General features: G+C 36.4%; 19 protein-coding genes and 1 riboswitch. Of the genes, 1 reads left to right on the top strand and 18 read right to left on the bottom strand.

Annotated features, from left to right (window positions below; translation table 11 throughout):
* Positions 1-15 precede the first annotated feature (15 nt).
* Positions 16-264: a ferredoxin gene (locus AA0X95_RS11885; protein ID WP_063251244.1), complete on the top strand. Its 249-nt coding sequence runs from the start codon at positions 16-18 to the stop codon at positions 262-264.
* Between the two features lie 105 nt (positions 265-369).
* Here the strand turns inward: AA0X95_RS11885 and AA0X95_RS11880 are convergent, their stop codons facing one another.
* The 18 genes from AA0X95_RS11880 to AA0X95_RS11795 all read right to left on the bottom strand — a co-directional run bounded on the left by AA0X95_RS11880 (position 370) and on the right by AA0X95_RS11795 (position 17165).
* Positions 370-954, bottom strand: a complete 585-nt coding sequence (locus AA0X95_RS11880) for an ECF transporter S component (RefSeq protein WP_413309096.1) — start codon at positions 952-954, stop codon at positions 370-372.
* A gap of 160 nt (positions 955-1114) precedes the next feature.
* A riboswitch (FMN riboswitch) is annotated at positions 1115-1245 on the bottom strand.
* 123 nt (positions 1246-1368) lie between these two features.
* Positions 1369-2136 (bottom strand): peptidoglycan DD-metalloendopeptidase family protein, encoded by a 768-nt coding sequence (locus tag AA0X95_RS11875; protein WP_413309094.1) that lies wholly within the window; start codon positions 2134-2136, stop codon positions 1369-1371.
* Positions 2137-2305: 169 nt separating this feature from the next.
* Positions 2306-3499: a hypothetical protein gene (locus AA0X95_RS11870; protein WP_413309092.1), complete on the bottom strand. Its 1194-nt coding sequence runs from the start codon at positions 3497-3499 to the stop codon at positions 2306-2308.
* Positions 3474-4025: an RNA polymerase sigma factor SigX gene (gene sigX / locus AA0X95_RS11865; RefSeq protein ID WP_413309090.1), complete on the bottom strand. Its 552-nt coding sequence runs from the start codon at positions 4023-4025 to the stop codon at positions 3474-3476. The genes AA0X95_RS11870 and sigX overlap by 26 nt, the downstream gene beginning before the upstream one ends.
* Before the next feature lie 267 nt (positions 4026-4292).
* On the bottom strand, positions 4293-6071 hold the full coding sequence (locus AA0X95_RS11860) for an ATP-binding protein (RefSeq protein ID WP_413309088.1): 1779 nt from the start codon (positions 6069-6071) through the stop codon (positions 4293-4295).
* Complete coding sequence (locus AA0X95_RS11855; RefSeq protein WP_413309086.1) at positions 6068-6784, bottom strand: response regulator transcription factor; 717 nt, start codon at positions 6782-6784, stop codon at positions 6068-6070. The genes AA0X95_RS11860 and AA0X95_RS11855 overlap by 4 nt, the downstream gene beginning before the upstream one ends.
* A 246-nt stretch (positions 6785-7030) precedes the next feature.
* Entirely contained in the window at positions 7031-8215 is a 1185-nt protein-coding gene (ccsB, locus tag AA0X95_RS11850; protein ID WP_413309084.1) for a c-type cytochrome biogenesis protein CcsB, read from the bottom strand.
* The gene (locus tag AA0X95_RS11845; RefSeq protein ID WP_413309082.1) at positions 8216-9838 is read right to left on the bottom strand and encodes a cytochrome c biogenesis protein ResB; all 1623 of its coding nucleotides are present in this window, start codon (positions 9836-9838) and stop codon (positions 8216-8218) included.
* A gap of 20 nt (positions 9839-9858) precedes the next feature.
* Positions 9859-10383 carry a thiol-disulfide oxidoreductase ResA gene (resA, locus tag AA0X95_RS11840; RefSeq protein WP_413309080.1) on the bottom strand — a complete coding sequence of 175 codons (525 nt, stop codon included), beginning with the start codon at positions 10381-10383 and terminating at the stop codon, positions 9859-9861.
* 96 nt (positions 10384-10479) lie between these two features.
* Positions 10480-11217, bottom strand: coding sequence for a 23S rRNA pseudouridine(2605) synthase RluB (gene rluB, locus AA0X95_RS11835; RefSeq protein ID WP_413309078.1), 738 nt, complete (start codon positions 11215-11217; stop codon positions 10480-10482).
* A 141-nt stretch (positions 11218-11358) separates the two neighbouring features.
* Entirely contained in the window at positions 11359-11895 is a 537-nt protein-coding gene (locus AA0X95_RS11830) for a spore maturation protein (protein WP_413309076.1), read from the bottom strand.
* 6 nt (positions 11896-11901) lie between these two features.
* The gene (locus AA0X95_RS11825) at positions 11902-12489 is read right to left on the bottom strand and encodes a nucleoside recognition domain-containing protein (RefSeq protein ID WP_413309074.1); all 588 of its coding nucleotides are present in this window, start codon (positions 12487-12489) and stop codon (positions 11902-11904) included.
* The gene (locus AA0X95_RS11820) at positions 12482-13624 is read right to left on the bottom strand and encodes a D-alanyl-D-alanine carboxypeptidase family protein (RefSeq protein WP_413309072.1); all 1143 of its coding nucleotides are present in this window, start codon (positions 13622-13624) and stop codon (positions 12482-12484) included. Before AA0X95_RS11820 ends, AA0X95_RS11825 begins: the two co-directional genes overlap by 8 nt.
* Positions 13625-13755: 131 nt before the next feature.
* Positions 13756-14646 carry a superoxide dismutase gene (locus tag AA0X95_RS11815; protein ID WP_413309978.1) on the bottom strand — a complete coding sequence of 297 codons (891 nt, stop codon included), beginning with the start codon at positions 14644-14646 and terminating at the stop codon, positions 13756-13758.
* Between the two features lie 124 nt (positions 14647-14770).
* Entirely contained in the window at positions 14771-15259 is a 489-nt protein-coding gene (locus AA0X95_RS11810; RefSeq protein WP_413309070.1) for a YpuI family protein, read from the bottom strand.
* Positions 15260-15291: 32 nt separating this feature from the next.
* The gene (locus AA0X95_RS11805; protein ID WP_413309068.1) at positions 15292-15711 is read right to left on the bottom strand and encodes a hypothetical protein; all 420 of its coding nucleotides are present in this window, start codon (positions 15709-15711) and stop codon (positions 15292-15294) included.
* A gap of 109 nt (positions 15712-15820) precedes the next feature.
* Positions 15821-16408 (bottom strand): SMC-Scp complex subunit ScpB, encoded by a 588-nt coding sequence (scpB, locus tag AA0X95_RS11800; RefSeq protein ID WP_413309066.1) that lies wholly within the window; start codon positions 16406-16408, stop codon positions 15821-15823.
* Position 16409: 1 nt separating this feature from the next.
* Positions 16410-17165: a segregation/condensation protein A gene (locus tag AA0X95_RS11795; RefSeq protein WP_413309064.1), complete on the bottom strand. Its 756-nt coding sequence runs from the start codon at positions 17163-17165 to the stop codon at positions 16410-16412.
* Positions 17166-17268 lie beyond the last annotated feature (103 nt).

Genomic DNA, 17268 nt, shown 5'->3' with positions numbered 1-17268 from the left:
TGGGAGGTTTTTTTCATGGCAAAGTACACAATTGTTGACAAGGAAACATGTATCGCTTGTGGTGCATGCGGCGCAGCTGCACCAGATATCTATGATTACGATGATGAAGGTATTGCATTTGTAACACTTGATGATAACGAAGGTATCGTTGAGATTCCAGATGTATTAATCGATGATATGATGGATGCATTTGAAGGGTGCCCAACTGATTCAATTAAAGTTGCAGACGAACCATTTGATGGTAATGCAACTAAATTTGAATAATATTTTGCTAATAAAATATTCTTAAGCTACTACCCCTTCTAAAACAGGAGGGGTTTTTCATTTCAACAACAAAAAACAAAGGTCCACAAATGGACCTTTGTTTTTTTATGCCCCTTTTATTATTGAAAATTTATGGATCCATGTCTGCATCCGAATAAATAACAACATGAAAATGAATGACATCATGACACCCTTCAATATATTAAATGGCAGTATAGCTGGAACGACTAGATTTCTCATATCTGGAAATCCCATTAATACAGTATATGCCGGCAAAATGATAAGGTAATTAAGGATACTCATAACCACAGCCATTGTTACAGTTCCAACCACTAAAGCTATTGTCATACCTTTTTTTGTTTTTAGTTTGTTGTATACATAATATGTTGGAAGAACAAACACAATACCAGCTAGGAAATTAGCAATATGTCCTACAGGAATCCCTGTTTGGCTTCCAGTCGCAAGATAATTAAGCACATTTTTGAAAAACTCAACCAATATACCCGCAATTGGGCCAAAAATTAATGCAGCAATTAAAGCGGGAATATCGCTGAAATCAACAAATAAAAAGTTAGGAAACAACGGCAGCGGAAAGTTTAGTAGCATTAATAGATATGCAATACTACTCAGCATACCAATTGAAACATATGCCTTTACATTAATTTTCTTCGTTTTCTTCATTTTTTCCATCTTCCTCTCTCCTTTTTTGATCCATCACGTTAGGAAGAGAGGTTCAGCAAAGAGACGACATCAAGAATAAAAATACCCTCAAGCAGTTAACTTGAGGGAGTTTACAAAGGCACGCTTAATAAACGTCCATTGAAATATCATTTTTGAACGTCTGCAGAACCTCCATCTTCTCCCATCCAGACTATACTGTCGGCTTTGGAATCACACCAAATCCTGCCTATACAGGCTCGCGGGCTTAGAGCAATGCTCAATACCGCCGATCGGGAATTTCACCCTGCCCCGAAGATAGATCGTTATTAAATTACAAATTTAATTATAATGCAGGACCAAGATTTTGTTAAGTAAAAGGATTGCTATTTTTCTTTTTTGTAACATATACAGAAAAAACCTGCAGATGTAAATCTGCAAGTCTTGTTATTTTTCGATAATTAATATTTGTTTTGGTCTTATCAAATCAGAAGTCAGCCGGTTTAATTCTTTAATTTTATTAACAGATGTATTTCTCTTTCTTGAAATTGAGTACAAGGTATCACCTTGTTTAACGATATAAGTGTCATTTACTGACGGTTCAGTTGTTTGAATCCTGCTATTATCATCACTCGTGTTAAAATGTGAACTTGCCTCTAGTATATGATCACCTATACTAGCCACTCCCCCTTGAACTGTTTCACCCACGTCTGCTTTCCCTAGTAGAACTTCCGGGTCCAACGCAAATTTCTTATCGTATCTCCACTCAAGTTGATGTGTTTCAAAATGAAGATGTGTACCTGTAGCTTGTCCTGTTTTTCCCATTTTGCCGATCATATCACCTTGCTTAACATTTTGTCCCACCATAACATTTCTCATGTTTAAATGTGCATACACTGTTACAAAGTTACTTGGGTGTTTAATAAATACCACATTACCATATGTAGTAGAAAAATAGGATTTTATAACCACACCATCATCAACAGCAAGAATAGGGGTACCTAAGTTACCAGCAATATCAATTCCTTTATGTTTTCCCTTTCTTGTTCCAAATGTATCAGATATAATTCCATCTGACGGCCAAATCCATTGCTCTTTTATTTCAGCTGTTGCAGATCCACTTGCTGCCTCTGTATGTCGTCCACCTAAAAATAACAAACTGACACAAAGCGCCATAATTATGGCAATAAGAAACCTCTTTATGTAGTCACGCATTCTTTTTCTTTTCCTCCTTAAACTTTTCCTCTTCTCCACACTATGTTTAAACCCTTCCATTTAGAACATATATGGTTTTTGAAGAGGGAATGGCACATACTTGTTATAATTTGGAGAGCTCTGTTATTTTATACAAAAAAAATCAACCTAAAACGGTTGATTTTTTTGTTTATTGAATTAAACGTAGATTCGGAGCTACTGGAACTTGGTTTTCCTTTGTTAAATCGAACGGACCCAATTGCATGATTGGTGAATCCTTAACTACTACTTTTTCTAAACCAAAATCTTTAGCAGTTAGCAATAAAGCTTCAAAGGCAAATACTGTCATTTGGTTATCCTGTAAATTTGTATTCCCCTTAAATGATAGAACTAACGTTTTATCTGTAATAGAAACGTTACTAATCGGCAATAGTGGTGAGAGAGATCCTGTTAGACCTAATTCTGTTTGATCCGTTTTCATTGCATCTAAAGCTTTGTTAATATCTGAATAGGTAGTAGTTGACGGTGCCAGGAATGGAACATCACTTCCGGTAGGTAAATAAAAGAAGAAGCCATGTTTCTTTGCCACATTAATATCTAATTCCTGCTTATTACCGAAATTACCCAACTCAATTCCCGGTTCACCGTTCGTTGAAAATTTCACTTTTTTAATATCACTGTTCGAAGATATGTCCTTATTTATCACATTAATAAAGCTTGTTTCATTAGTTGATCCTTGTCCGTACTGATGATTTAGAGGAACATCGACTTGAATGGTAGTGTTATCTGAATTCATACTCATCGTTCCATTTAGTGGATAAAAATCTGTAAGTCCCCATTCTTCCTCTTTTAAGTTTGCCATATTCTCATTAAATAGGGTCAGCCATGATTCCTTATCAGATTTTGCTATAACCGTAGAAACTGGTATTAGTATCTGTCCTTGTGGGTCTGGAATCCAATACGTTAACACCTTTCCATTACCAACATCATCTGAATATATAGCTGTTTTTATAGTACTCGTTGACATAACCTCATTTTTAGGAGTTCCTGATATAGCATTTTCTTTTGAAGAAGAATCACCTTTATCCAAGGCAAATGTCGAATTTTTCTTTTGAGCGGCATCTTTTATTTCAGTATTGAACGAGGTCATTTCTGCTTTTTTATCAGAAGATGAATTGGCTCCATCCATTAGTTTAGGGACTAAAATGAAAAATAGAAATAATGCAGCCGCAGTCGCCAAACCCGGTAACAGCCACGTTTTAGTTTTTCGCCTTTTCAGAGAAAGAGTTTGGTAAATGTCACGAGGATTGCGATGATCCTTTATTTTTGGCATTTGCATTAATAATTCTTCGAGCTCTCTATCGCTCCACTCTGACTTTTTCACTAATTAATCCCTCCTTATCATAAAACATTTCCATATGCCTTTTTAAAACCTTTAAGGAGCGGTGTTGTGTAGTTTTAACCTTACTTTCCGACCATCCCAATGCTTGGGCAGTTTCTGAAATGGATAAATCCTGTAGGTAACGTAAAATAATAACTGCCCTTTGGTCAATCGTGCAATGTTCAAGACATTTGTATACCCATTTGATTTCTTCTCGTTGAACCGTAATTTCTTCTGGTATTGGAAATTCGTCTTTAACTTGATTGGTTGACCAATCAAATTTTTCGAGTAATCTTTCCTTCCAGCCTTTTTGCTTTCGAAAAAAGTCGATGGCAACATTTCTCGCAATTGAGTATAGCCAAGTCTTTTCGCTACTTTTCCCTTCAAAGCGATTATAAGACTTAAATACCCTTATATAGACCTCTTGTACAAGATCTTCAGCGTGTTCTTTATTTCTGACCATATAAAATAGAAATTGAAAAACGTCATGATGATATTTTTGATAAAGTTCATCGAAAACGGAGTCCATCAATTCCCCTCCCCGTTCAATAATATTAGTCGATAGATATGTATAAAAGGTTACACCTTATAAATATAGACCTTTTTTTGGTAAAAAGGAAGGTATTTGATGGAAGTTGTTATCAAGTCATTTATCATTCTTCCATTTAAATAGGAGCACGTAAAATATATAAAAGATGCTCATCCAATGGATGAGCATCTTTTATATATCTGGCAAAGGTTTTTCCTATAATTGTTTCCCGTGAATCAAGATGAATCGGCAAGATAGTTGTAAATATTACTTTTTTCGAGGGAGAAGGAAGGAAAATGTCGTTCCTAGTCCCATCTTACTTTGAACAGAAATATGACCTCGATGGGCATCGATAATATTTTTAGCAATTGCTAAGCCAAGACCAGTACCCGCTCTTCCTCTTGTTCTCGCTTTATCAGCTTTATAAAAACGTTCAAAAACAAACGGTAAATCTTCTTCAGGGATTCCAGAGCCTGAGTCTTTGACTTCTATTTTTATTGCCTGTTCTTCATTTGAAACAGTTAACCTAACCAATCCACCTTTTGGAGTATGTCTGATCGCGTTGTCAATTAAATTGGTTAAAACTTGTTCTATTCTATCAGGATCAAAGGAAACGGTTGCAATACCACTACCAATTTCTACTGTCAATTGAATTTCATTATCCTTCGCCAATCCCTGAAATTTGTGAATAATGCGATTGATAAATGAAGAAAGATCTACTTCTTCAATAGTTAACTGAAGGTGCCCCGCCTCCATTCTTGCAAGGTCAAGTAGTTCATTAACAAGACGTCCCATTCTTAATGATTCATCATAAATGACCTTGGCCATTTCCTTTTTCTCTTCCTGGGATTCAGCAATGTCATCAACAATGGCTTCGCTATAACCTTGTAACATGGAGATAGGTGTTCTAAGTTCATGTGAGACATTAGCAATGAAATCTTTTCTCATCTTATCTAATTGTCTTTCTTCCGTCATATCTCTTAAAACTGCAACTGCTCCGCGAATAAATTGATTACTGTATAGCGGGCTCACTAGTATAACCCAGTGTCGACCTTGAAGTGAGATTTCACCCACCTGTTCCTTTTCAGTATCTACCGCTTTTTGAAAGAGATTCATTACCTGTGATGGAATGGCCTCAACATCTGAAGTATTTCCTCCTTTTTCATAATACCAATATTGAAGGAATCGATCTGCAGGAGGATTGGTAATTAAGATGGTTCCATCGCGGTTAAAGGTAATGACCCCATCAGCCATACTGCTTAATATACTGGCGAGCTGTTCTTTTTCTTGACTAAGAGCATTCATATTAAACTTTAATTGTCGTCCCATCTGGTTAAAGGCAGTGGCCAGTTCTCCAATTTCATCATGAGTAAGAATGGGAACCTTTGTATCAAATTTCCCTCTTGCCACTTCAAAAGCAGCTTCTCTCATTTTTCTTAATGGAGCTGTAATTCTCGTTGATAGAAAAAAAGCAAAGATAGTTGTTAAAATAATTGCGACACCTGCAACAAGCAGGATAAACTTTGTTGTGGAATGGGTAGTTTCCTGCATCACCCGTAATGATTGATAAATAAATACAGCACCATGTTCATCGCCAGGTAAATGCAACGGTACACCAATAATCGAATAATCCGATTCGTTTCTTCCCGTCTTTTCCGAAAGATCAGATATTTTTTCTACCGTCTTTTCTTGAAAGACTTTTGCTAATTCATTGTCATTTTTAATATATGTCAGTGTTAGTTTTTTTTCTTTTTCCGTATTCGGAGAGTAGTAGATTTCATTCTCATTTTTTACAATGACCACTTTAGTAACATCATCGATAATTTCCCATGAGATTTCTAACCCTAGTGGAAATTTCTCATTTGGATGTTCTTCCAAAACATTTGCGATTTTTTCAGCAGTATTAGTAAGGTTATCTTTTGTCTCATGAATGTTGTAGTTTTGAAAAAACTCTAGGAGCATGACGGTTAAGATAAACAAAATAAAGGAAACCAATAAAAGAATGGTAAACCAAAGCTTACCTACAACACTTCGTAAAAAGGTCATTCATTAATTACCTCAAATTTGTAGCCCACTCCCCATACTGTTACAATCATTCTTGCTGCTTGCTCAGAGACCTTATTTAACTTTTCACGGAGACGTTTCACATGCGTATCAACTGTCCGTAAATCACCAAAAAATTCGTAGTGCCAAACTTCTTTTAACAACTGTTCGCGGTCAAAGACTTTATCTGGTGCTTTTGATAGAAAATATAATAATTCGTATTCTTTTGGTGTTAAGCTTACTTCCTTACCATCAGCAGTTACCCTATGAGCGTCATTATCAATCGTAAGGTGTGGAAATACAATGACGTCTTTTGTTGTGGTTTCAGTCTGCAGATAACTAGTTTGTGATGACCTTCTAAGCAGTGCCTTCACTCGTAAGACCACTTCCCTAGGGCTGAAGGGTTTAACAATATAATCATCTGTGCCAACTTCAAAGCCTTGGACACGATTGATTTCTTCACCTTTTGCCGTTAACATAATGACTGGTGTTGCCTTTTTCTCTCTAAGTTCCCTGCAAACTTCAATTCCATCTTTACCAGGCATCATAAGATCGAGCAGAATAACGTCATAATCATTAGCAATGGCTTTTGTCAATGCCTCGTTACCATCTTCTGCTTCATCAATACTATATTCTTCACGCTCTAAATACATTTTTAATAATCGGCGAATTCTTTCTTCATCATCTACGACTAAAATTTTTACGTCATTATCCATTATTAATCCCCCCATGAGGTTTATTTTACAAAATGGTATCGTATTTTGCTATCTTTTCGTAGTAAATACTCCTCTAAAAAGTGTCAATTATTTGACAATCCATTTTTTTTAGGATTTGTTGTTGATTTCCGCTCCAATTAAAATTGTCTTTAAAACAACAAACACCTCTAATATAGCATTATTTTAAAAAAGCCCTCACTTTGAAGTGAAGGCTATAAAATTTAGTATAAGTCTTGTCTTACTATTTTACCCAGCATATGAATGGAGTCCTGCAATTACCAAGTTAACGGCAACTAGGTTAAACATGATGATAACGAAACCGATAACAGCCAGCCAAGCTGATTTCTCTCCATGCCAGCCTTTAGAAAGGCGAAGGTGTAAAAATGCCGCATAAAAAAGCCATGTAATTAATGCCCAGACCTCTTTTGGATCCCATCCCCAGAAACGAGACCAGGCCATTTGTGCCCATATCATTGCAAAAATGAGCGCGCCTAATGTAAAAACAGGAAAACCAATTAATACTGAGCGATAGCTAATCTCATCCACAAAATCAAGTTTGATATTCTTGACAAGTGGCTTAAGTGCGGCTGCAATTCGCTTTCTAATGATTAGTCTTATTAAGCTATAAAGCACCAGACCACCAAATAATGACCAGATAACCGTATTAAATTTTTTCGCATTGATGAAAGCCGGTACTTCAATAAGAGGCTTAAACCCACTCTCTGTTACTAGTTCCCCTTTATGTGGACCAACAAGAGCAGGCATCGTATATTCAAGAACTTGCTCAGCATCATGCTTATCAATCCAATTAAATTTCTCATGATAGCCTGTTCCTGAGAATACAGATGATACAGTAACAAAGCCAAGTACTGTAATTAATGCAAACATAACCATTTCTAACCAAAAGGTTTGTTTATTAGATTTTGTTTGATCAATTGCCTTCACTAAATAAATTAGCCCGGCTGCAAAGCTAATTGCCAAAATAGCTTCCCCGATTGCGGCAGTGGTCACATGAATATGCAACCAATAACTTTGTAGTGCTGGTATTAATGGTGTAATATCCCTTGGAAACATACTCGCATAGGCAATTACCAATATAGCTACAGGCATGGTGAATAGTCCAAGTAAAGTTGTACGATAGATAAAATAAATAACAATAAATGCACCAACAAGCGCCATTCCGAAGAATGTGGTAAACTCGAACATATTACTTACTGGAGCGTGTCCAGCTGCAATCCATCTAGTGATAAAATAACCTAGCTGCGAAATAAAACCAACTATTGTTAAAAACACAGCAATGTGCCCCCACCTGTTGGTTCCCTTCTTCTCATTAAACTCTTTCTTTGATTTAATAGAGCCGCCGAAAAACAACGTCGCTATTAAATAAAGAATAAAAGAAACAAATAATAAATTACTACTTAGTGCTGCCAACTAGACTCCCTCCTTATCTATATTTTCTTTTTGAAGTTGGTCATCTGGAATGCCAACCTTGGTATCTGCTAATATCGTTTCAATTTCCCGTTTTATTCCATACCAATTTTTATTTGTATGAGCGGCAATCCATACTTGTCCGTTTTTGTTTTGTACCCAGATTCGACGGTGGTTCCAGTATGCACCCTGAATGACACCAATCATAAATATTATACCACCTAAAATAATGGCCCATAATGACGAATCTTTTCGGACAATAAATCCAGAGACATTCTTTGTTTCTATACCCTTAAATGCGATCTTATACTTATTATCACCAAATGGTTCAATGTTTTGTCTAATCGCAATAAAGGCCGTTTCTCCCTTTGGTTTATCGGGAGTAACCATACGAAAAACGAAAGCAGGATTATTGGGTACTCGTGATTTTGTTGTAGGTTCCCCGTTTTTATCAAATTCAAAATCCGGGAAAAAGTTAAGAATCTCAACTGAATAACCATTACCTAAATCATATTTATCTTTTGGATCTAAAAGATCCACTTTGAGGTCACCATAAGATTGGTTTGTGCTTTTATCAATTAATGAAAATGACATTGAATTCATCTCAGACCTAAAAGAAGCCTGAAAAATTGAGTATCCTTCATAAGATAACGGTTTGTTTACTTGTATTTTATATTCTTCTACTTTTTTAAGTTCTGGTTTCTCACCAGGAAGATTCTTTCCGACCCGTTTATATAACACAACATTTGATTGATAATTCTTTACCACTTCACCCGCACGATTGATTGCTTTTTCAAAGGTTTTGTCTTTATTTTTATCATAGTGTTGTAGTATGAATTGGTTGTTTTTGATAAAAAATTGTCCATTTGTTTCTGGTACTACAGCCGTCTCTCCTTCACGAACCCATAAGTCTTCATTTACATAAAATCCAGGAATAAACCGCAGCATCCCACCAAATAAAAAGATAATTAACCCTACGTGATTAATATAGGGCCCCCAACGGGAAAAACGGCCTTTTTCCGCCAATAAATCACCATTTTCCTCACGGACATTATATCTTCTTTCTTTTAAATGCTTTTTAATTGTATTTATATCATCTGTATCAATGTTTTCGTTGACACCAAATACCCTCTGACGCTTTAAAAATCCCTCATGTCGTGTAACTCGTTGGGCTTTTAACGCCTTATATAAGGGCACCACCCTATCTAGACTACAAATTACAAGAGAAATCCCAATCATAGCAATTAATAATAGGTACCACCAAGATCCATATAAATCATGAAAACCTAAATTGTAATATAATTTTCCAAACCAGCCATACTCTTGTTCATAATAGACTTCCGGCGGCAGATTTATATACATTTCCTGCGGAAGAATGGTTCCTAGTGTTGAAGCAATTAAGGTGATAATTATAAGCCAAACTCCTACCTTTACAGAAGAGAAGAAATTCCAAATTTTGTCAATAAAGGTTTTATTATAGGTTTGTGAGCGGCGTGCACTTCCTTCATAGCGCATATCGAGAAGCTGTTTATCATTCTCTTGCTCATCAAGCACTTTTCCACAAGCTTCACATAGGACGGTACCATGTGGATTTACATGGCCGCACTCACATTTAACATCTTTCATTGTAAAATCTCCCTACAACCTTAAGGTTTTATTTTCTCCATAAAATCCCTAATTTTATTTTCGGTTAGTTCTCCTGTATGGTATTTAACTACCTTGCCATTTTTATCAATCAAAAAAGTGGCAGGAAGAGGGTCAATACCATATGTACTCATGACTTCTTTATCTGTATCAATCATGATAGGAAAATCCAGCTTAAGGCGCTCAGCAAATTGTTGGACAGCAAGCTCGGGTTCCTGAATATCTACAGTTAAAACCTGAACCCCTTGGTCCTTATACTGATGGTATTGATTATTTATATATGGCATTTCTTTTTTACAGGGTGGACACCAGGTTCCCCAAAAATTTAAGAACACTCCCTGTCCCTTATAATCAGATAAGCGGTGTTTATTTCCTTGCATATCTACCAAAGCAAAATCAGGAGCCAAATCTCCGACCGCCACTTTCTGTTTATTATCTTTCGTTAAATTCGCATACAGTGAATAGGCAACGGCAGCACCTAGAACAAGTAAAATAAGGGATCTCATCACTAATCGCCGTTTCTTCATAAAAAAACCTCCAGTTACTCCATTACACAGTTTGTCTAATTATAGCATTTACCAACACTCGCATAGTGCTAATACAGAAAAGTAATTGTGACGATATTATGAATTTTTCTTAGATGAATCCATTGCAAATGCTCTTAGCTGTTTTACCTCATGAGGGGTCAGTTCTCGTGCATCTCCTGCCTTTAACCCGTTTAGTGTTAAGAATGCATATCGTTCACGCTTTAGCTTTAGTACTTCATGGCCTATCGCTTCAAACATTCGTCTAACCTGTCTATTTCGTCCTTCATGAATGGTTATTTCAACAATAGCGGTTTGCTTTTTCTTATCTCCCGATAAAAATTTTACTTTTGCTGGTGCAGTTTTACCATCTTCAAGTTTGATTCCTTTTTCTAATTTTCTTAGGTCTTCCCTTAATGGAATTCCCTTTACTTTTGCTACATACACTTTATCAATCTCATTCTTTGGATGCGTAAGCAGATTGGAAAATTCCCCATCATTAGTTATTAACAGTAGTCCTGATGTATCATAATCCAGTCGGCCTACAGGAAAAATTCGTTCTTTTAACATGGGGAAGAAATCAGTGACCACTTTTCTGCCTTTATCATCACTTACACTAGAGATTACCCCTCTTGGTTTATATAAAAGGAAATAAACAGGTTCTTCTTTCTCAATTTGTATTTCATTTACTTCCACTCGATCAGAAGAAGTGACCTTTAGACCAAGTTCAGTAACAACCTTTCCATTCACTTTAACTCTGCCTTCTTTAATTAATTCTTCAGATTTCCTTCTTGAAGCTATGCCTGCTCGGGCGATAACTTTTTGTAATCTTTCCATTTTTCCACCTCAAATTTCTCAATCCTAAGTCCATCTTAATGAATTATGACACAATTTCTCCACTTTTCAAAGTAACGGATTTTAAAGTCTAACAAAAATAAAAAAAGCGTGTTCCAATTAGAACACACCTTCTACTTAAAGCTATTTAGTTCCGAAAATCAATACTACCACAACAATTGCAACAATGATTCCAAACACATCAGCAAGGAGACCTACTTTTAAAGCATCCCCCATTTTTTTTATCCCAACAGCACCAAAATACACTGTTAACACATAAAAGGTGGTATCTGTACTGCCCTGTAATATTGAGGCAAGCCTTCCAATAAATGAATCAGGTCCATAAACAGCGATTAAGTCACTAGTCATACCTAGAGCCGCCGTTCCAGAAATAGGTCTTATTATTAATAATGGTACAATTTCAGCCGGTACTCCCATTGATTGCATAAACGGGCGAATCCAATTCATTAATGCATCTAATGCACCAGAAGCACGAAATATCGAGATCGAAACAAGCATACCCACTAAAAAGGGAATGATAGAAATGGCAATCTTGATGCCTTCTTTTCCACCTTCAACAAAACTTTCATACGTGGGCACACGTTTAAATGTGCCGTATAGAAGAATGAATCCAATAAGTAAAGGAATAAATGTTAACGAAATAACTGAGATTAGCTGCATACATGCTCATCCTTTTCGGCTTCTACGGTAATAAAAGTACCGATCAATGAGAATTGCACCGATTGCCGATATTATAGTTGCAATGATAGTTGGGACAACAATTTCTGTAGGCGATACGGAATGATAGTTCATTCGAATCGCAATTACAGTTGTGGGAATGATTGTAATACTGGCTGTATTTATCGCTAAAAAAGTAACCATCGACCGACTAGCAGAAGTTTTACCACCATTTAATTTTTTTAATTCCTCCATTGCTTTAATACCCAGTGGAGTAGCAGCATTTCCTAATCCAAACATATTAGAAATCATATTAGACAAAATATATCCCATGGCTGGATGGTTTGGAGGAACCTCAGGAAACAAAATTTTCACAAGCGGACGAAACAGCCTTGAGAGACGTTCTAGAAGGCCTGACTCTTCAGCAATCCGCATCATTCCAAGCCAGAAAACAAGGACACTAATTAGTCCAATACACAATGTTACTGCCTCTTTGGCACCATCAAATACAGCTTTGTTGACCGCCTCCATTGTGCCATTGAATAATGCAAAGACAATTCCAATAATAGTCATAAGCACCCAAACATAATTAACCATGAGCATTCACACCAATAGCAGTGAGAAATATTTCTTTTATAAAATCAAACAAACCTTTCTTTTTCTTGACCGAATTTTGAAAATAGATCGGTGTTTCTTGTACCACTTTTCCATCTAAGTAGACGGCAGCCTTCCCAACAACTAGTTCCTTACTCTTCGTACTTTGGGAACTCTTGGACTTATTTAACTTATATTTAACTGAAAATAAGTTCATTTCCTCGCTTGTTGCCGGATAGACAATTGACTTTTTCACATACAATTTATCTTTGTAATCTTTATTATTTTCAATCTCTATTTTTCCTTTAGGTACCACTTCTGCCATATCAAACCCTTTAAATCCGCCTTCATACATGGAAATATGATCATTCCAATCATCCGGCCCATTTAGGGTTACAGCAATAAGATTCATGTCCCCTTTTGTCGCAGTAGTTACCAGCGTCCTTTTCGCTCTTTTTGTATAACCGGTTTTCCCACCGGTGCAAAACTTATACTTTGAGAGCAAACGATTCTTGTTCTTCCAAACTCGATCCCATTTCTCCGTTGGATTCGGTGCCCGATGTACCTTTGTACCAGAGATTTTTTTAAAAGTTTTATTTTGCATAGCATAACGCATCAAAATAGCCATATCATAGGCAGTTGAATAATGATCTTCGTGATCATCAAGACCGTGTGGATTGGAGAAATGAGAATTATACATTCCAATTTCCCTTGCCTTTTCATTCATCAGATATGCAAAACCCTCTACACTGCCCCCAACATATTCAGCTATAGCCACAGCCGTATCATTTCCTGAGCGCAGCATTAATCCATAAACTAAATCATTTAGTTTAATTTTCTCACCAGGTTTTAAATAAACGGATGATCCCTCCGCATGAGTCGCTTTTTCACTGACTGTTACGTATTGATTCATTTTTCCCGATTCAATCGCTAGAATTGCCGTCATAATCTTGGTTATACTTGCAATTCTTCTTTTTGTATGTGCATCTTTTTCAAAAAGGACTCTACCAGTTTTCTGTTCAATCAGCACAGCACTTGTGGCACTTACGGAAACGGATGCGTCCACCTTCTGAGGAATGTTTGTCATGAACAGTGAGACCAAGAGGAAAAAAATTATTAGTTTTAAAATCATTCTCATTAGATCAACCTCGTCTCCTTCTAAACTTCTACTTATTTAGCTTTGTACAAGTTTATGCAGGACAAGGATGAATATGATAAATTTTAAGCAAAGCAAAAGCACCCGACCATGCCGGATGCTTGGTAATTCCCTTAAAACGCGGGCCATTTAATATCTGCTGCTTTTTCAAATCTCATTTCCACATCATGCCAATTCACTATATTCCACCAATTTTCCACGTATTCAGCTCTGTTGTTTTTGTATTGGAGGTAATAGGCATGCTCCCATACATCCAATACAAGTAAGGGAATGGTGTCCCACTGTGTTAATAGCATATGTCGCTCTGATTGGAGAATTTCTAAATGTCTTGCTCGCGGCGCCCAAACCAAAACAGCCCAGCCCACTCCCTCTACTTGCTTTGCCGCCTCGGTGAACTGTTTTTTTAATGCTGTGAAGCTACCAAAATAACTATCAATTTCCTCTTTTAGTGGACCTTGAGGGCTGCCACCGCCATTCGGACTCATATTTTTCCAAAAAATCGTATGCAGATAATGTCCAGATCCATGAAACGCTAACTCTCTTGACCAATGCTTTATCAAAGAAAAATCGTTAGTCTCCCTGGCTTTTTTCAGATTGAGTTCTGCTCGATTTAACCCATCTACATATGAGCGATGGTGCTTATCATGGTGCAGTTTCATAATCTCCTCGGAGATATAAGGTTCTAATCCATTATAAGGGTAGGGTAAATCAGGGAGAGAATGTCCCCCTGGTGATAGTTTCTTTTCAACTATCCATATATTACCGATTTCCTGTTTTCTTTTGAAGTAATCTTCCAATTGAATATGGATATTCTCTGCTTTCGTTTGGAGGGCAAGCAGTTCTTCGTTTGACAACTCGCGATTCGTACTCTCAATCAGTTCAGTAAAAGCATCCAGCTGATTCCACAATTCAGAATCCTGCCCCACCTTTTCTGACTGGAGAAAATGTTTCATTTGCTCATTCCATTTAAACAATTCACTAACATACTTGCTAAACCGATCCACTATATCCCTCATTTCTGACTTCCACAATTGCGTGTGGTGTCATGTAGTTACCTAAATGGTATGAGGTGGGAGATAAATTAATGATAGAAAAAGGCTGCCTTACAAGGGCAGCCTGATTTACCTATTACTTTGATTGAATCATCTTTGTTCTGTAATCTGTTTCATAATACTCAAGTTCTTCCCTTACCCGCTGGAAATCACCTTCTAAACTTTTGACTAGTTGTAAGATGCTTTCTGACACACTACGGTAGAATTTAATTGAATTTCTGCCCGTATAGGCGGATCGACTATCTTCGTACCACGCATCATTTTTCGGTGAGAAAAACTCTTCAATGCATTGGTGGTAGATTTTGTAGAGTGTTTTTTCCGCAGCCGCTTTTTGAAACGGTTCACTTTGTAAAATAATAGAGCAGGCTTCTAAACTTTCCTCGCTATAGACAATTAACTTTCTTAAACTAGAAAAAATTAATTTATTATACTGACTGTCTTCTTCATTCTCTACATTCATTTGTGAGAGGGTTGTTTCATTTAGAAAGTTTTCTAAAGTTGCAATTGACTTACTTAAAAATTCTTTCACATCATTTAGTTGTGATTTTACCAACGAGTTTCCCATGGTTACCTCCCTAATTTAACATCGAGCCTTCTTTATTGCGGTTGCAAAATGAATTCAAGTGGTGAATGGAGTTCGAAACCCTTCTTTTCTTTAAGAGCACGAAAGACTTCAGGTAATTTTTCAAAATTTATATCCTGAAAATAAGAAGCAAATTCATTCTTTGAATTAATATATAGACGTTTTCTGCTTCTCAGACCTGGATTCTTAATAAGGCAACACAGTGCTACGATATCCCTAAAAAATATCTCATTTTCATTTTGAACCAAAATGGGGTCCTGTTTAAACGGTGTCAACTCTTGGAGAAACTCATCAAAATACCTTACGTATAAAACATGAAGTGTTTTTTCTTCCCCGTTGTCGATAAAGGTTACTTCACTTCTGTTAAAAAAATCCTCTGAAGTATTTGATTTTTCTTTTTCTAATTCAATACCTTTACACTCTTTAATCTGCAAGATAATCCCGCCCCTTGTTGAAATGCTCAGTTAATACCAAGTATAACTGATAAATCATTTTGAAAACGTATATTTATTTTAGCATAAATTGGTCATTTTGATAGCCATTTTAAGAGTTAATCGTTTCTTGAAATTTCTCAAAAAACAAATCGGCTTCCTCTTGAATATATTCATCATCTACTTTTTCCGGAAGTTGAGGGAGTTCCTTAAGACTTTTAAGTCCAAAATAATCAAGAAATTCCTTTGTTGTACCATATAGATAGGCTCTTCCTGCTCCTTCTGCACGGCCAACCTCTTTAATTAAAACCTTTGCCATTAATGTATGCAGGGGCCTTTCTGTTTTCACCCCTCGGATTTCTTCTATTTCTGCCCTAGTAATAGGTTGTTTATAGGCAACAATAGCCAATGTTTCTAACGCAGCCTGTGATAAAGTGGAGGTATGTGGAGAATCAACCAATTTTTTTAAATAATTCGCGTTTTCCTTTTTGGTAGCTAGTTGATAGGTCCCTGCCAACTGAACAATCATGACTCCACGATTATTGTTTTGTACGTATTCTTTCTTTAAGTCCTCAAGGACCTCATTCGCTTTCAATTCATCGACATCTAGTACTTCAGCTAATTGCTTTAATGAAAGCCCCTCATCTCCTGCTGCAAACAAAAGGCTTTCAACAATGCTTGTCCAATTAATAATATCCACTTCAATATGCCCCTTCCTTGACAGCCTCAACAAAGATTTCACCAAAATTTTCTTGTTGTTCCACGTCGATCTCGTTTCTTTTAATTAGCTCTAAAACTGCTAAAAAGGTCACCACAATATGTTCTTTAGCTGGATATGGAAACAACTCATTAAAGTTTTTCCTTCCCTTAAGCTGTTTTAATTCGGTCATAATTTCTATCATTCTTGTCTCAATAGAAATTTCTTGTCTAGCAATTTTAGTTGCCATTGGACGTTGTAGCTTTTTTCTACGTAATAATTTTTGAAATGCAGCTAACATATCATACAAAGAAACATTTAACTCTGTTCTTTCAGGGTGTTTTTCCTTTGCAAAGTCAGAAAGGTCACTAGGTGGCTTTGTAAACATAAGCCCTCGTTCTTCTTCCATCGATTTAAGGTCCTGTGCTGCCTCTTTATACTTCCGATATTCAATCAACCTTTCAACCAACTCGTCCCGAGGATCCTCTTCGAAAGACATATCTGGGTCCTCATCCACGTAGGACTCTTCATGTTTTGGCAAAAGCATTTTACTCTTAATCGCAAGTAAGGTAGCGGCCATAACTAAAAATTCACTAGCTACATCCAATTTAAGTTCAGTCATTGTTTTAATATACATAAGATATTGCTCAGTGATTTGAGCAACCGGAATATCGTATATATCAATCTCGAGCCGGTTAATTAAATGGAGAAGTAAATCCAACGGCCCTTCAAACGCATCAATTTTCACCTGGTATGGCATTTATATTTCACCAAAATTCTATAAAGATAAATTCGTTACCCGTCATTACGACTAATAATAGTATAGAGTATTCATTTCTGTTATCCAATAGAAAATTCAACCT

Origin of the sequence: Neobacillus phoenicis (assembly GCF_047302305.1) — a bacterium.
Classification (GTDB): domain Bacteria; phylum Bacillota; class Bacilli; order Bacillales; family Cytobacillaceae; genus Neobacillus.
The sequence above is the reverse complement of the archived record's forward strand: the minus strand, read 5'-3'. Positions and strand labels throughout refer to the sequence as shown.

Excerpts from the sequence above, each read along its gene's own strand:
- AA0X95_RS11885 (WP_063251244.1), top strand. The coding sequence starts at position 16 with ATGGCAAAGTACACAATTGTTGACAAGGAAACATGTATCGCTTGTGGT.
- AA0X95_RS11880 (WP_413309096.1), bottom strand. The coding sequence starts at position 954 with ATGGAAAAAATGAAGAAAACGAAGAAAATTAATGTAAAGGCATATGTT.
- AA0X95_RS11875 (WP_413309094.1), bottom strand. The coding sequence starts at position 2,136 with ATGCGTGACTACATAAAGAGGTTTCTTATTGCCATAATTATGGCGCTT.
- sigX (WP_413309090.1), bottom strand. The coding sequence starts at position 4,025 with ATGGACTCCGTTTTCGATGAACTTTATCAAAAATATCATCATGACGTT.
- AA0X95_RS11860 (WP_413309088.1), bottom strand. The coding sequence starts at position 6,071 with ATGACCTTTTTACGAAGTGTTGTAGGTAAGCTTTGGTTTACCATTCTT.
- AA0X95_RS11855 (WP_413309086.1), bottom strand. The coding sequence starts at position 6,784 with ATGGATAATGACGTAAAAATTTTAGTCGTAGATGATGAAGAAAGAATT.
- AA0X95_RS11845 (WP_413309082.1), bottom strand. The coding sequence starts at position 9,838 with ATGAAAGATGTTAAATGTGAGTGCGGCCATGTAAATCCACATGGTACC.
- resA (WP_413309080.1), bottom strand. The coding sequence starts at position 10,383 with ATGAAGAAACGGCGATTAGTGATGAGATCCCTTATTTTACTTGTTCTA.
- rluB (WP_413309078.1), bottom strand. The coding sequence starts at position 11,217 with ATGGAAAGATTACAAAAAGTTATCGCCCGAGCAGGCATAGCTTCAAGA.
- AA0X95_RS11830 (WP_413309076.1), bottom strand. The coding sequence starts at position 11,895 with ATGCAGCTAATCTCAGTTATTTCGTTAACATTTATTCCTTTACTTATT.
- AA0X95_RS11825 (WP_413309074.1), bottom strand. The coding sequence starts at position 12,489 with ATGGTTAATTATGTTTGGGTGCTTATGACTATTATTGGAATTGTCTTT.
- AA0X95_RS11820 (WP_413309072.1), bottom strand. The coding sequence starts at position 13,624 with ATGAGAATGATTTTAAAACTAATAATTTTTTTCCTCTTGGTCTCACTG.
- AA0X95_RS11810 (WP_413309070.1), bottom strand. The coding sequence starts at position 15,259 with ATGGGAAACTCGTTGGTAAAATCACAACTAAATGATGTGAAAGAATTT.
- AA0X95_RS11795 (WP_413309064.1), bottom strand. The coding sequence starts at position 17,165 with ATGCCATACCAGGTGAAAATTGATGCGTTTGAAGGGCCGTTGGATTTA.